Source organism: Streptomyces sp. NPDC005151 (assembly GCF_053599875.1).
Genome location: NZ_JBSFYR010000054.1, coordinates 19,361 through 33,055, shown reverse-complemented (window position 1 = coordinate 33,055; position 13,695 = coordinate 19,361). Strand labels below are relative to the sequence as shown.

Below are 13,695 nucleotides of genomic sequence, written 5' to 3'. Positions count from 1 at the left end.
TGAGCCGCGCCCGAAGCGTGGCTCAGCAGTCGCACCCGCAGTTGCAGTCGCAGCAGTCGCAGTTGCTGCAGCAGTCACCGCAGTTGCTGCAGCAGTCGCAGGCAGCGCAGCAGTCGCCGCAGCCGCATTGGCTGCACAGCCCCTCGCGGCGCTGGCGGCTCCACGGGTCCTCGAAGGTCCCGCAGCACATCTGGCAGGTGCAGGCGAGTCCCGCCCACACCAGACAGCCCGTGATCAGCCCGCGCCGGTCGCGCGGCGGCTCCGGCGGGGGCGATGGCGGGCCGAACGGGCTGCCGGGGGTGTTCGGTGCATACGGATTGCCGGGCGGCGCCCCGAAGGCCCCGGTGACGCCGTGTCCACCGGCCCGGTGCGCATCCGCCTGGTGGGAGCACGTCTCCGTGGCGAACGCGCGGTCCACCGATCGGCGCAGTTCATGCACGAGCAGCACATGAGCCAGCTTGTCGTCGGTGAATTCGGCGTCGCGCAGCGCCAACCGTACGCCGCGCAGCGCGTCGTCGCACAGCCGCCGGGCCTCGGCTCGCGAGGTACCAGTGGCGGTGAGCGGGTTCCAGGCGCCCGACGCCGCGTCAGCTTCCTGGTCCTCCACGGCATCCAGCAGATGGGCCAGCCGCCCGAAGAGCCGGCCGGCCTCGGCGAGCGACTCGGCGTTCTGCGGCTTGCCCGCGAGTACGGCGGTGTGGGCGAAGGCCGCCGCGGTGGCCGTCTCGGTGGGCTCGGTGACCGTCAGCAGCGGGGTGCCGAGCCCCGCGAGTCGCTCGATGCCGGTCTGCCGGTCGACGGCGTCGACGAGGACCGCGGTGTCGAAGCCCAGCTGGGCACCGGTGCGCGCCCCGGCCCTGTCCCAGCCCGCGGCGACCCGGCGGGCGGCCGCGGCGACCGGGCGGCGCTTCAACAGCCCGTCCCGGTCGGCGACGTGGTCCCGTACCTTCGCCGAGGCCAGCACCAGCGAGACGGCGGCGGCGAGCCTGGCCCCTTCGCCGCGGGCGACCGGCGCGGTCCGCATGGCGCGCAGCGGGCAAGGACCCGCAGTGCGCCACCGGCCCGTGGTGCGCTCCGCCTGAGCCTCCGTCAGGACCGAGACGATCAGGCCGTCGTAGTTCGTGACGACCCGGGCGAACTGGCCGTGGTCCGAGCGAAGTGCGAGACAGAGCCCGCAGAGATGGGCCATCCACGCGGTCCTGAGCCCCTCGGACAACCGATGGGTGCAGGGCCTGACTATTCCGAACACGACAATCCCCCGAAAGCCGTTCAGCCATGCGCAGCGCTCGTGCGGGTGCGCGACAGGCATCGTATCGAGTGACCCGATCACCCGTACGTCCCCCATGTCACCCGTACGGACCGGAGCATCATATTTTCTTTTCCCAGGGGTCCTATGCGGGAGGAATCGTGACGAATCGCCAGATCTTCTGCACCAGTAGCGTCACGAATCGCCTGCATGCCGACTATCCACTTGGCGCACGATCCGCATCATGGTCGACCATAGGGATACGAAAGAGATGCGGAACACCAAGGAACCGCGGTGAGAGGAGGCGTCCATGGGATCGGTGCGCAAGGCGAGTGCCTGGCTGGGCCTCGTAGAGGACAACGACGAGCGTTACTACGACGACGACGAGTACGCCGAGGGTGCACGGACCGGGACCGGCAATGCCTGGGTGACCGACCCACGGGTGCAGGTGGTTTCCGAGGCGGCCGAGGAGACGGGCCGCCGGATCGCCACCGTCACCCCGGACAGCTTCCGGGACGCGCGCGCCATCGGCGAGCTCTTCCGGGACGGCGTCCCGGTGATCATCAACCTCACGGCCATGGACCCTGCCGACGCGAAGCGTGTCGTGGACTTCGCCGCGGGGCTGATCTTCGGGCTGCGCGGTTCGATCGACCGCGTGGCCACCCGGGTCTTCCTGCTGACCCCGGCCGACACCCGGGTGCTCAACGGCGAAGCCGTCGGCCGGCCGGCCGACGGCTTCTTCAACCAGAGCTGAGCAGGGCGCTCGCCGGATCGGTCCGGCCGGCGTCCCGTTCTACCGGAATGCGTCCAGGCCGGTGAGCGCCTTGCCCAGCACCAGCTGGTGCATCTCCACGGTGCCCTCGTACGTGAGCACCGACTCCAGATTCGTCGCATGCCGCATCACCGGGTATTCGAGCGAGATCCCGTTGGCGCCGAGGATCGTGCGCGAGGTGCGGCAGATCTCGATGGCCTCCCGCACATTGTTGAGCTTTCCGAAACTGACCTGTTCCGGGCGGAGCCTGCCCGCGTCCAGCCGGCGGCCCAGATGGTGGGCGAGCAGGATGCCCTTGTGCAGTTCGACGGCCATGTCCGCGAGCTTGGCCTGAGTGAGCTGGAAACCACCGATCGGCTTGCCGAACTGTTCCCGGGTCTTCGCGTAGTCGACCGCTGCCTCGAAGCTGGCCCGCGCCGCGCCCATGGCTCCCCAGACGATGCCGTAGCGGGCATGGCTGAGACAGCTGAGCGGTCCGCGCAGGCCGGTGACCCCGGGGAGTACGGCGTCGGCGGGCAGCCGTACCTCGTCAAGGACCAGCTCGCTGGTGACCGAGGCACGCAGCGACCACTTGTGGTTGATCTCGGGCGCGGAGAAGCCGGGGGTGTCCGTCGGCACGACGAATCCGCGGATGCCGCTGCCGTTGCTGCCCTCGTCGGTCTGCGCCCAGACGACGGCGACCCCGGCCACCGAGCCGTTGGTGATCCACATCTTGCGGCCGCTGAGCACCCAGTCCCCCCCACCGTCGCGCTTGGCGTGCGTCCGCATCCCGGCCGGGTCGGAGCCGTGGTCCGGCTCGGTGAGCCCGAAGCAACCGATGATCTCGCCGGCCGCCATGCCGGGCAGCCACTGCTGCTTCTGCTCCTCGGAGCCGAAGCGGTGGATGGCGTACATGGCGAGGGAGCCCTGCACGGAGACGAGGGAGCGGATCCCCGAGTCCGCCGCTTCGAGCTCCAGGCAGGCCAGTCCGTACTGGACGGCGGTGGCGCCCGCGCAGCCGTATCCCTGCAGGGACATGCCGAGGGCGCCGATCGAACCGAGCTCGCGGGCGAGCTCGCGGATGCCGGGCAGCTCGCCGTTCTCGTACCACTCGGCAATGTGCGGCAGGATCCGGTCGGCGGCCCAGGCGCGGACGGCGGACCGGATCGCGAGGTCATCGGGGCCGAGCAGATCGTCGATGCCGATCGGGTCGCCGGGGTCGAAGGGCGGGAGCTTCGACGGCTTCGCGGGAGATGGGGTGGACATGAGGGTGCCTCCGACGGCTCGCACGATACTAAAACTAGCAGTGTTAGTTATGGCGTCGTGCTGACGTTACGGCTCAGTGTGCCGCGCGTCCAGAGCCGGTGGCCTCGGCGGGTTGCCGTCGGGCAGGCACCGAAAGGGGCCCTTTCGGCAGGCCCTGGGCCGGGGCGCCCTGGGGAGCAGGGAACGCGCGGGGCCCTCGCGACTCCACGGCGACGGTCACCTCGGCGGCCTCGCGGGGTTCGCAGATCTCCAACGGCGGGCACTCCATCACCCGCGGCAGTCTCAGCGCGGCGAGCGCGCCCAGCAGCAGCAGACCGGCACTGACCAGCAGCGTGACATGCAGCCCGTTGATGAAGGCATGCCGGGCCGTGCTCCGCAGCACCCCGCCCAGCGGACCGCCCAGCTGTGAGGCGACCTGATACGCCTCGCCCAGTGAGTGGGAGGCGGCGGCGGACGCCTCGGCGGGGACCCCCGCTCCGGGGAGCTTGGTCAGTCCGGGCGCGTAGGCGGCGTTCATGACGCTGCCCAGCAGAGCGATCCCCATGCCCGCGCCCAGCTGGTACGAGGTTTCGCCGATGGCCGCCGCACCACCCGCCCGGTCCGCCGGGGCCTCGCTGAGCATCGATTCGTACGCCCCGAAGAGCGTGGACTGGAGCCCGAAGCCGAGCACGACGAACGCCACGGTCAGCAGGGCGGGCCGGTCATGCTGCCCCATCAGGGTCAGGATCAGCACCGAGGCGGCGGTGAGCACGAAGCCCCAGCCGACCATCCGGCGCGGCCCGATCCGGCGCAGGGTGTACGAGCCGGTCGCACCCGCGGCCATCGCGGCGAAGGTGAGCGGCAGCAGCCGCAGGCCGGTCTCCAGCGGGCTGAGGTCCAGGACCAGCTGCAGATACTGGACGGCGATCAGTTCCAGACCGACCAGGGCCAGCATCGCGAGGACGATGCAGCCGACCGCGGCGGAGAACGCGGGCCGCGCGAACATCGCGATGTCGATCAGTGGATACGTACGGCGTTTCTGCCGACGGACGAACACGACGAGCAGCGCCGCCCCGAGCAGCAGCGGCACGAGGGTGGCGGGGCCGAAGACGCCCTCGCCGGTGCCCGCGCGCTTCACGCCGAGGACCACACCGAGCACACCGGCCGCGGCCATCAGCGCGCCGAGCACATCCCAGGGGCCGTCGTCGCTGCCCCGCGATTCGGGGAGCAGCAGCCGGCCGACCGGCAGGATCAGCGCCATCAGCGGGATGTTGATCAGAAAGACCGAGCCCCACCAGAAGTGCTCCACGAGGAAGCCGCCGATGACCGGCCCGATGGCCGCACCGACGGCGGCGACCGCGGTCCACACCCCGATGGCGACGGCCCGCTCGCGCCGGTCGGGGAAGACCTGACGGAGGATGGACAGCGTCGCAGGCATGATCATCGCTCCGCCGACGCCCAGCAGGGCGCGCGCCGCTATCAGCACGCCGGGACTGTCCGCCATCGCGGCGATCGCGGAGGCGACACCGAAGAGCGCGTAGCCGAGCAGCAGGATGCGGCGGCGGCCGACCCGGTCACCGAGGGTGCCGAAGAGGATCAGCAGCGAGGCGCAGACCAGTGGATAGGCATCCACGATCCACAGCAGCCCGACGGCGCTGGGCCGCAGATCCTCGGTGACGGCGGGTACGGCGACGTGGAGCACCGTCGCGTCGAGCGCCACGAGCAACAGACTGAGGCAGAGGACGACCAGGACGACCCATCGATTGGCACCGTCGGCGGCTGCGCGCAGCCGGAATCGGGCTGTGGTCGTCCCGGACATGCATGTACCTCCCAAAGGTCCCTCGCGCTCGGCAGGCCAACCGGGGATGCAGTGTGCACTGCCCCTCCAGGCCCGGCATCGACGGGCGAGTGATCCGTCAGCGTACGCGAGTTCGGCGTGGCCACACGTGGTCGATCTCATACCCCGACAGGTCACGAGGTGTGGCATACGCCACGCCGGACCCGCTCCCGGCTCCGCGCCGGACCGGCCCCGCCAACGGTGTGTGACCGTTCCGTGACCGACCGCACCGTCCGTCCACCCGCCCATCACGGCCGGAGAAATGGATACCTGCACCGCTCCCCGTTTATTCGGAGATACTCAAACACCCTTCCGAAATAAGCGCGGAAGAAATAGACCACGAGGTCACCGGGATTCACTGACGGGTCAAGAATATTGACCCGACTGAGACATAGTCCACATCACATCGTCATCACAAAGCGGCCGGAACGACCGGATCACGCACTCACTCGCTGTAACGTCGATTGGGTGCGTACCGACATCTTTGCCCGGCTGGACCGGGAGCCGGAACCGCCGAAGATAGAGCCACCGCGGATGAGCCGTCACCGCATCGCTCTCTTCGGCGGGACGTTGGCGTTCTATCTCGCCATCGTCGTTGCCGTGCTGATCGGCTCCTGGCTGGTGACCCTGGACTGGAAGGTCATGCTCTTCCGGCCCTACCAGCAGTGGCCCGGAATCCATGCCTTCCTCGACTACTACGTCGTCCTCGGCCAGCGAGGCCCGACGGCCGTGATGGTCGCCTGCTGGCTCGGCTGGCGCTCCTGGCGGCAGCACACCCTGCGGCCCCTCCTGACCCTGGGCGCCTCGCTGCTGCTGCTCAATCTGACCGTGGGCGCCGTCAAGCTCGGCTTGGGCCGGCTCGGCCCGCACTACGCGACCCAGATCGGCTCCGCGGAGCTCTTCGCCGGCGGCGATATATTTCCGTCCGGCCACACCGCCAACGCGGTGGTGACCTGGGGAATCCTCGCCTACCTGGCCACTACGCCGCGGGCCAGGCGCTACCTGTCGGCCGTATCGGCGGTGGTCTCGCTCGGGGTCGGGCTCACGACCGTCTATCTCGGTACGCACTGGCTGAGCGATGTGCTGCTCGGCTGGGCCGCGGGGCTGCTGATCCTGCTGGGCCTGCCGTGGGTCGAGCCGTTGATCACCCGTACCGAGGACTGGATCTTCGCGGTGCGCGAGCAGTTGCGTGCGCGTCGCCGGACCGCTCCCCCGGTGCCCGTCGCGGCCGGTGCGCCCCAGGTCGTGCCGCTGCCGCAACCGGACAGTGGTGACGGCGCGGGCGGGAGCCCGGTGCTCGAACCGGTCGGCGCAGGCGGCCGCCCGGCCGCCTCGGCTCCTGCCGCTCCGGCGGCGGGGACCCGGCAGCGGGCCCACACGCCGCACATCGTGCGCTCGGAGCGGACGCCGGTCACCCCGGTCGGCAGCCGGCGCCCACCGCACGCGGACCGAACGCCGCGAGGCGGCACGAGCCCAGCCCGCCCGGTGGCCGGCGGCTGACGTACCGCCCCCATGCGGGGACGGTACGCACAGCCTCCCCCCGCACAGTCAAGGCCCCGACCCCGGTCGGGGCCTTGCTCATGACAGGGGTCTCAGCCGACCCAGCAGCGGGTCACCACGGCGTTGTCGACCTCGAAGTTGATCCGCCCGGCCAGGTACTCCATGGTGATGATCGCCCCCGGCGGCAGAGCCCTGACAGTGCGCCAGCCGCGGGCACGGGCCCTCCGCTCGGCGGCTGCTGCGGCGAGGCCGACATACGCGTCGGGCGTGTCATCGGGCTGGGCGGGAGGGGTCGGGATAGGTGCCATGCCACTCACCGTAGGCGGTCCCGGGCGGGTACGGAAGCCGGACGCGGGCACCCGGCACGGCATCCTCACGTACGCCACCGGTCACGCTTGTGTCACAGGATCACGACAGCCGTTTCCCTCGAACTGCTTCACTCGAACGTGCGGCTCTCAGGCCGACGCACAGTAATCATGCACACTTATAAACGATCACCAAAGGGCTCGGAAAACCAGAGGAAATATGACATACCCGATGGTCGGAATTTCCTTCACATAAGACATTCGAAAACGGGCCCACCACCGGGAATTCACGCTTCCTTATGGCAGCCTTATCTTCTGGTCGGAATATCCACACCATCGGACCGGGGCCGCCGCCCGCATCCGCCCCTATACCGGACACAAGCCCGTCCTCACCGGCCGGACACACCGGGCGAGCGGTCGGTCGAAAGTCCGCGGGTCCCTTCAGCCGAGTGCCCGGGAGAGCCGGTCCCGGGCCGCCCTGATCGCTTCGGTGAGCTCCTGCGGTTCGACGACCTCGAAGTCGAAGCCCATGAGCATTACGTGGATCACCAGGACGTCGAGGCTCGCCGCGCCGGTGCGCAGCAGGCAGCTGTCCGCGTCGATCGCCTCCAGCACTCCGGAGGACGGCGAGATGCGCTCGGCGGCCAGCTCGACCGGCACCTTCAGCCGGATCACCGCATGCGTCGCGTACGCAGCGGTGGAGACGCCCTTCGAGACATAGGCGGCCAGGTCCTCGGCGGGCGGGCGGCGCGGAACGAAGCGGGGACCGTGCGGCGGCGTGGGGGTGATCCGATCCGCCCGGAAGGTACGCCAGTCCCCGCGCTCCAGGTCCCAGGCGACGAGGTACCAGCGGCGCTCGGTGCACACCAGCCGGTGCGGTTCGACGGTCCGGCGCGATACGGAACCGCCGTGGGACCGGTACGCGAAGCGCAGCCGCTCGCTGTCCCGGCAGGCCCCGGCCAGCTCGGTGAGGACGCCGGGGTCGACGGTGGAGGCGCCGGGTCCGCGCATCATGGGCACGGTGAAGGCGCTCAGGGCGCCGACCCGGCGGCGAAGCCGGTTCGGCAGGACCTGCTCGAGTTTGGCGAGTGCGCGTACAGAGGTCTCCCCGATGCCCTCGACGCCGTGACCGGCCGCGGTACGCAGCCCGACCGCCACCGCGACCGCTTCCTCGTCGTCGAGGAGCAACGGCGGCAGCTCGGCCCCCGCGCCGAGCTGATAGCCGCCGCCGGTGCCGGGGCTGGCGTTGACCGGATAGCCGAGCTCGCGCAGTTTGTCCACGTCCCGCCGGACGGTCCGTGGGGTGACGCCGAGCCGTTCGGCGAGATCGGCTCCAGACCAGTCCCGGTGGGCCTGCAGGAGTGAGAGCAGGCGCAGCAGTCGTGCCGAGGTCTCCAACATGGGGCGAGTCTGCCAGCGGTCGAGGACAGCTGCTGTCCTCGATCCGTGTCAGTCGTGCCGCCGGGCCGGTTCCAGCCGTAGACAAAGGTCGTTGTCGGCCGAGTAGCAGGGGGCGCCGAGGATGTCCCCCGTGGTGGCTCGGGGCGGGTAGACGAAGATCTTCTTGCGGTCCCAGATGTCGTCGAGGATGCGCGAGATCCGGATCCCGCCGGTACCGCTCCCGCTCGGCCCGCCGGGGAGCAGCCACAGTTCCCACAGCTGCGGCGCGGTCACCGGTCCGGCGGTCGGCAGGTCGTACGGGAGACTGAAGGAGAAACTCCCGTCCCTGCCGGTCACGGGCGCCCGGCAGCTCCGCTCGGGCCGGCCGGCCGGCCGCGCCTCCACGCACGCGTCGTCGCCGAGCTCCGCCCCGTACAGCGTCCCGTCGACGGTCATCGCGGCCGGGCCGAAGGCGATCGGCCCGGCCTCCGCGTGCGGCGCGCGAACCCAGCAGCGCACGGCGAGCCGGCCGTCGGCGGTCGGGTACGGGATGCGGACGACGACCCCGCCGACGGCGCCGGCGGGGTCAGGCGTGCGGTCGACCAGAGCCCGCAGATCCCTGATGCCCGGTTCGACAGCCGTCTCGCCGTCCGTGCCCGGCTGCTGCACCCAGGCGTCCCAGCGGCCCTCGGCAAGCTCCGCCGTGCCCGGCAGCACGGCGCGCAGCCGACCGTCACCGTCCGGGCTCAGGGGCAGCCGCACGTCCTCGACCGTCCGGTCGCTCCTCCCCTTCGTACCGCGCAGGCGCAGGAGCAGGACGGCCCCCGATGCCTCTCCCTCCCGGCGGTCCCGGAGGAGATCGAAGGTGATCCGGCCGTCGGCGTCGGCGACGCAGCCGGCGACGCAGCCGGCAGTGGATCCGGCGGGCGGTGTCGGCCGCAGCGCGGGCGCAGTCACGCGGCCCTCCCCTTGCGGAGCGCATCGCCGGCCTTGTGGCGCAGCGCGTACATGCCGTCCAGCACCGCGCCGCGGGCCCGGTGCACGCCGGTGCGCAGGGCGCTGTGCGAGTGGTGGCGCCCGCCGCGCCTGATGAGTTCGGTGTAGAGCCCTTCGTGGCGTTCGGCGATCAGCGCAGGGTCGAACCGTCGCGATGCGGCGCGGGCGGCCCGTCCCATCCGGTGCCGTGTTCCGTCGTCGTCGATCAGGCCGAGCACGGCGTCCGCGACCGCGGCCGCGTCCCCGACCGGCACCAGCCGGCCGTCGGTGCCGTCGTCGATGATCTCGCGTGGGCCGTGCGGGCAGTCGGTGGCGACGACCGGCAGACCGCAGCGCATAGCCTCGACGATCGTCATGCCGAAGGACTCCCGGTCCGAGGTGACCGCGGCGATCGCCCCCTTGGGCCACTCGGCCTCCAGCGGGTTGACCGAGCCCATCAAGAACACATGGTTGTGCAGGCCCAGTTGACCGATGAGCGTGTGCAGTGCCTGCCGTTCGTCGCCGGTCGCGTCGCCGCCGCCGTAGATGCGAAGACGCCAGTCGGGGCGGACGGCCACCACATCGGCGAACGCGCGGACCAGCACGTCATACCGCTTGACCTTGTGCAGCCGCCCTGCTGCGATCACCCACTTGCTGTCGCAGTCGGCGGGTGCGACGGCGGGCTCGGGCACCCCGTTGGGGATGGACTCGATACGTACGCCCGGCAGCCGCAGCCCGGTCCGGTAGGCGTGTGCGTCGGCCTCGGTGACGGTCGTGATCGCGTCGAGCAGCGTGTAGCGGTGGCCGATCTCACGGCGCAGCCGGTAGCTGTGACCGTCGAGGGTGAGGTGCTCCTGCCCGATCCGGACCGGACCGCGTCGGGCCTGCCGGCTGATCTGGACATTGAGCCCGGGGCGGGTGCCGACGACGACATCCGCCTCCAGGGAGCGCAGATGGTCCGCCACCCGTGCGTCGGTGAGCCGGCTGTACTGCCGGTACCGGCTGTCGCCGCGGGCGAAGACGGCGGCGGGCCTGGTGTACTCGATCGCGTCGCCGTCGTACGTCGGGCTCTTCTTGCGCAGGTCGACAAGGTGACTCATCCGTACGCCCGCGGGGGCGCCCAGCGCGGGGGCGTCGCGGTGACGGAAGACCGACACGATCTCGATGTCATGGTGCTCGGCCAGTGCACCGGCGAGATTGAACGTCGTGCGGATGGTGCCCCCGACCCCGTAGGCGTTGTGGAGCAGAAACGAAATATGCATGACTCGCCGCGTCCCCCGGTTCGACCGATTTGCTGCGGGCTCCACTGTCATGACGGTAAGAACCGACGCCGGTTCAGTCAAGGTATCGACGAGTTTCAGCCACTTCCGTGTTCACCGATTTCATGATTTGTCGACCTGCAGCCGAACCGATCGCCCGTCGTGCCAGGCAGACCAATGCGCCTCCAATCAGCGACGATTGACCGAAAGTAAACCCTTCGGGGCTCCGATTCACCCTCTGCGCCGGACGGTTCGATTCCGTTCCCTTTCGCGCGTGACCCCGGCCACGGATTGCCCGTTGTCTCTTCATGAGCCGGGAACCGCCCGGCGCACGTACCGAGTTCGAGGAGCCACCCGTGCCGCGCATGCTCGACGTCAGCGAGGACGTACGCGCCGAGATCGGCGATGCCGAAGCCGATCGGTTGCTCGTCGGCGACAACGCCCCAGGCAGCTACGACTGCACCTCCTGTCGCACCCCCGGCGATTCCGAGCAGGAGCGCACCAGCACGGTGCTGTTCGTCGGCGACGAGACCGCCGTTCTCGCCTTCGCGCACGCGACCTGCATCCCCTCCCAGGTCGTCCAGGTCTCCGAGGAGCAGCTGCAGGGCGCCGTGCGCAGCATCACCGGCAGCGAGCCGGAGGGCCCGGAGGGGCTCATGCCCGGCCAGGCCGTCCTCGGCGTCACCAGCGGTCTCGTCCTGATCGACGACGAGCTCCACCCGGCGCTGGTCGTCGAACCGACAGGCGCGATCGCCCGCCCCGGTACGGATGGCAGCGGAGGCGACGATTTCCTGCAGCTCCTGCTGGAGCAGGGCTTCCAGCCGGTCCACCGGATGGGCCGGCTGCCCGCCCTGCTGCACGGCTGGTCGATCCTGCTCGCCATGGGCCAGCTGCACGCCGTGCTGCAGCCGGGCACGGGCGGCGGCGCCCCCGTCGCCTGGTGGCAGGCGCACGCCCCGCTGCAGGTCACCGAGGGCTGGCGGACCGCGGCCAACAAATCGCAGACCGTTCTCGTCTTCGCCGCCCCGGCCGGATCGATCGGCCAGCAGCCCCGCGAGGACCTGCTGCGCGACGCACTGGAGAAGGCCGCGACCGGCGGTCTCCTGGTCGCGGCGGCGATGCCGCTGGCTGGGACCTGATCATGTCCGTACGCTCCCCGCACCCGCAACGAACAGCTATTTCTTCGCCGGGCCCGCATCCGACGGCCGGTGGGGTCGTTGGCACGTACGTGCACTCATACGACCCCTCCCACCAGCGCCCGAGCCCGATCCCTGCCATGCGCCCGTCGCGGGAGCCATCGGGCGGCCAGTCCCACACCCCGATCTACGACGCGTTGTACTCCGAGTACCGCCGGTCGTTCCGGGCGCTGCCAGGTGATCGGAGCGGCGAGGAGGACCTGGCCTTCATGGCCTTCGGTACGGGTCTGTTCGGCGCCCGCACCCCGCTGAGTGTCCACTCCGGCCATGCGAGCCACTCCGGCGGCGCCTCCGGCCCCTCCGGTCAGGGGCCGCGCACCGGAAGCCTCGGCTCCTGGCAGCGGGTCGGCCGGCACGCCGGGCGCACCACCCCGGCGGCGCTGCCACCGGGCTCCGGGGGAGCCTGACCGTACGACGAAGCCCCGCACCGCTCACAGCAGGAACGGTGCGGGGCTTCGCCATGTCCGGGACGGACAGACAGTCGGTCGGCCGGCCGGCCGGTCAGTCAGCGGGCCGGCCGGGCGTCACTTCTTACGGCCGCGCTTCTCGCGGACCCGCACCGAGATGTGGATCGGGGTGCCGTCGAAGCCGAACTCCTCGCGCAGTCGGCGCTCGACGAAGCGGCGGTAGCCGTGCTCCAGGAACCCTGAGGCGAAGAGCACGAAGCGCGGCGGCTTGGTGCCGGCCTGGGTGCCGAAGAGGATGCGGGGCTGCTTTCCGCCACGGACCGGGTGCGGGTGGGAGGCGACGATCTCACCGAGGAAGGCGTTCAGCCGACCGGTGGGAATGCGCGTCTCCCAGCCTTCGAGCGCGGTCTCGATCGCCGGGACCAGCTTCTCCATGTGACGGCCGGTGACAGCCGAGACATTGACCCGCGGTGCCCATGCGACCTGCGCGAGCTCCGTCTCGATCTCGCGCTCCAGGTAGTAGCGGCGCTCCTCGTCGAGGGTGTCCCACTTGTTGTACGCGATCACCATCGCGCGCCCGGCCTCCACGGCCATGGTGATGATGCGCTGGTCCTGCACGCTGATGGACTCGCTGGCGTCGATCAGGACGACGGCGACCTCGGCCTTCTCGACGGCGGCCGCGGTACGCAGCGAGGCGTAGTAGTCCGCGCCCTCCTGGAGGTGGACGCGGCGGCGGATGCCGGCCGTGTCGATGAACTTCCAGGTGATGCCGCCGAGCTCGATCAGCTCGTCGACCGGGTCACGCGTGGTGCCGGCCATTTCGTTGACGACGACCCGGTCCTCGTTCGCCACCTTGTTCAGCAGCGAGGACTTGCCGACGTTCGGGCGGCCGATGAGGGCGATGCGGCGCGGTCCGCCGAGGGCGGTGCCGAAGCGCTGGGCCGGAGCCTCGGGCAGTGCTTCGAGGACGGCGTCGAGCAGATCGCCGGTGCCGCGGCCGTGCAGCGAGGAGACCGGGTGCGGCTCACCGAGGCCGAGCGACCAGAGCGCGGTCGCGTCGGCCTCGCCGCTCTGGCCGTCGACCTTGTTGGCGCACAGGACGACGGGCTTCCCGGCCCGGCGCAGCAGCTTGACGACGGCCTCGTCGGTGTCGGTCGCGCCGACGGTCGAGTCGACGACGAAGACGACCGCGTCGGACGCCTCGATCGCGTACTCGGCCTGGGCGGCGACGGAGGCGTCGATGCCCAGCACGTCCTGCTCCCAGCCGCCGGTGTCGACGACCTTGAAGCGGCGGCCGGCCCATTCGGCCTCGTAGGTGACTCGGTCCCGGGTGACTCCGGGCTTGTCCTCGACGACCGCCTCGCGGCGGCCGAGGATCCGGTTCACCAGGGTCGACTTGCCGACATTGGGGCGGCCGACGACGGCGAGGACGGGCAGCGGTCCGTGACCGGCCTCGTCGATCGCGCCCTCGACGTCCTCGACGTCGAAGCCCTCCTGCGCGGCGAGCTCCATGAACTCCGCGTACTCGGCGTCGCCAAGCGCTCCGTGCTCGTGGTCCGAGCCGCCGGAGTGAATCTGGTCGTTCATGAAGTCC

General features: G+C 70.7%; 12 protein-coding genes. 4 read left to right on the top strand and 8 right to left on the bottom strand.

Going from position 1 to position 13,695, the window contains the following annotated elements:
• Positions 1–22: 22 nt before the first annotated feature.
• Entirely contained in the window at positions 23–1,249 is a 1,227-nt protein-coding gene (locus tag ACWD6R_RS25690; protein ID WP_451820853.1) for a DUF5685 family protein, read from the bottom strand.
• A 307-nt stretch (positions 1,250–1,556) separates the two neighbouring features.
• Between ACWD6R_RS25690 and ACWD6R_RS25685 the strand changes: the two genes are divergently transcribed.
• Positions 1,557–2,000 carry a cell division protein SepF gene (locus ACWD6R_RS25685; RefSeq protein WP_327247169.1) on the top strand — a complete coding sequence of 148 codons (444 nt, stop codon included), beginning with the start codon at positions 1,557–1,559 and terminating at the stop codon, positions 1,998–2,000.
• Between the two features lie 39 nt (positions 2,001–2,039).
• Here the strand turns inward: ACWD6R_RS25685 and ACWD6R_RS25680 are convergent, their stop codons facing one another.
• A complete protein-coding gene (locus ACWD6R_RS25680; protein WP_451820852.1) occupies positions 2,040–3,263 on the bottom strand; it encodes an acyl-CoA dehydrogenase family protein in 1,224 nt (407 codons plus the stop codon).
• A 73-nt stretch (positions 3,264–3,336) separates the two neighbouring features.
• Positions 3,337–5,061, bottom strand: coding sequence for an MFS transporter (locus ACWD6R_RS25675; protein WP_451820851.1), 1,725 nt, complete (start codon positions 5,059–5,061; stop codon positions 3,337–3,339).
• Positions 5,062–5,547: 486 nt separating this feature from the next.
• Here ACWD6R_RS25675 and ACWD6R_RS25670 point away from each other — a divergent pair, with 486 nt between their 5' ends.
• Positions 5,548–6,579, top strand: a complete 1,032-nt coding sequence (locus ACWD6R_RS25670) for a phosphatase PAP2 family protein (protein WP_451820850.1) — start codon at positions 5,548–5,550, stop codon at positions 6,577–6,579.
• A gap of 92 nt (positions 6,580–6,671) precedes the next feature.
• Here ACWD6R_RS25670 and ACWD6R_RS25665 read toward each other — a convergent pair whose 3' ends face one another.
• The 4 genes from ACWD6R_RS25665 to ACWD6R_RS25650 form a co-directional block, all read right to left on the bottom strand.
• Positions 6,672–6,887: an I78 family peptidase inhibitor gene (locus ACWD6R_RS25665; RefSeq protein WP_451820849.1), complete on the bottom strand. Its 216-nt coding sequence runs from the start codon at positions 6,885–6,887 to the stop codon at positions 6,672–6,674.
• 438 nt (positions 6,888–7,325) lie between these two features.
• Entirely contained in the window at positions 7,326–8,285 is a 960-nt protein-coding gene (locus ACWD6R_RS25660) for a helix-turn-helix transcriptional regulator (RefSeq protein ID WP_451820848.1), read from the bottom strand.
• Positions 8,286–8,333: 48 nt separating this feature from the next.
• Positions 8,334–9,221, bottom strand: a complete 888-nt coding sequence (locus ACWD6R_RS25655; RefSeq protein ID WP_451820847.1) for a transferase — start codon at positions 9,219–9,221, stop codon at positions 8,334–8,336.
• A complete protein-coding gene (locus ACWD6R_RS25650; protein ID WP_451820846.1) occupies positions 9,218–10,501 on the bottom strand; it encodes a glycosyltransferase in 1,284 nt (427 codons plus the stop codon). The genes ACWD6R_RS25655 and ACWD6R_RS25650 overlap by 4 nt, the downstream gene beginning before the upstream one ends.
• A 353-nt stretch (positions 10,502–10,854) precedes the next feature.
• Here ACWD6R_RS25650 and ACWD6R_RS25645 point away from each other — a divergent pair, with 353 nt between their 5' ends.
• On the top strand, positions 10,855–11,637 hold the full coding sequence (locus tag ACWD6R_RS25645; RefSeq protein WP_451820845.1) for a hypothetical protein: 783 nt from the start codon (positions 10,855–10,857) through the stop codon (positions 11,635–11,637).
• A 137-nt stretch (positions 11,638–11,774) separates the two neighbouring features.
• Entirely contained in the window at positions 11,775–12,101 is a 327-nt protein-coding gene (locus ACWD6R_RS25640; protein ID WP_451820844.1) for a hypothetical protein, read from the top strand.
• 117 nt (positions 12,102–12,218) lie between these two features.
• Here the strand turns inward: ACWD6R_RS25640 and der are convergent, their stop codons facing one another.
• The gene (der, locus tag ACWD6R_RS25635; protein WP_451820843.1) at positions 12,219–13,688 is read right to left on the bottom strand and encodes a ribosome biogenesis GTPase Der; all 1,470 of its coding nucleotides are present in this window, start codon (positions 13,686–13,688) and stop codon (positions 12,219–12,221) included.
• Between the last annotated feature and the right edge of the window lie 7 nt (positions 13,689–13,695).

Coding starts and splice junctions, on each gene's coding strand:
- ACWD6R_RS25660 (WP_451820848.1), bottom strand. CDS start 8,285: ATGTTGGAGACCTCGGCACGACTGCTGCGCCTGCTCTCACTCCTGCAG.
- ACWD6R_RS25640 (WP_451820844.1), top strand. CDS start 11,775: ATGCGCCCGTCGCGGGAGCCATCGGGCGGCCAGTCCCACACCCCGATC.
- ACWD6R_RS25675 (WP_451820851.1), bottom strand. CDS start 5,061: ATGTCCGGGACGACCACAGCCCGATTCCGGCTGCGCGCAGCCGCCGAC.
- der (WP_451820843.1), bottom strand. CDS start 13,688: ATGAACGACCAGATTCACTCCGGCGGCTCGGACCACGAGCACGGAGCG.
- ACWD6R_RS25650 (WP_451820846.1), bottom strand. CDS start 10,501: ATGCATATTTCGTTTCTGCTCCACAACGCCTACGGGGTCGGGGGCACC.
- ACWD6R_RS25665 (WP_451820849.1), bottom strand. CDS start 6,887: ATGGCACCTATCCCGACCCCTCCCGCCCAGCCCGATGACACGCCCGAC.
- ACWD6R_RS25685 (WP_327247169.1), top strand. CDS start 1,557: ATGGGATCGGTGCGCAAGGCGAGTGCCTGGCTGGGCCTCGTAGAGGAC.
- ACWD6R_RS25680 (WP_451820852.1), bottom strand. CDS start 3,263: ATGTCCACCCCATCTCCCGCGAAGCCGTCGAAGCTCCCGCCCTTCGAC.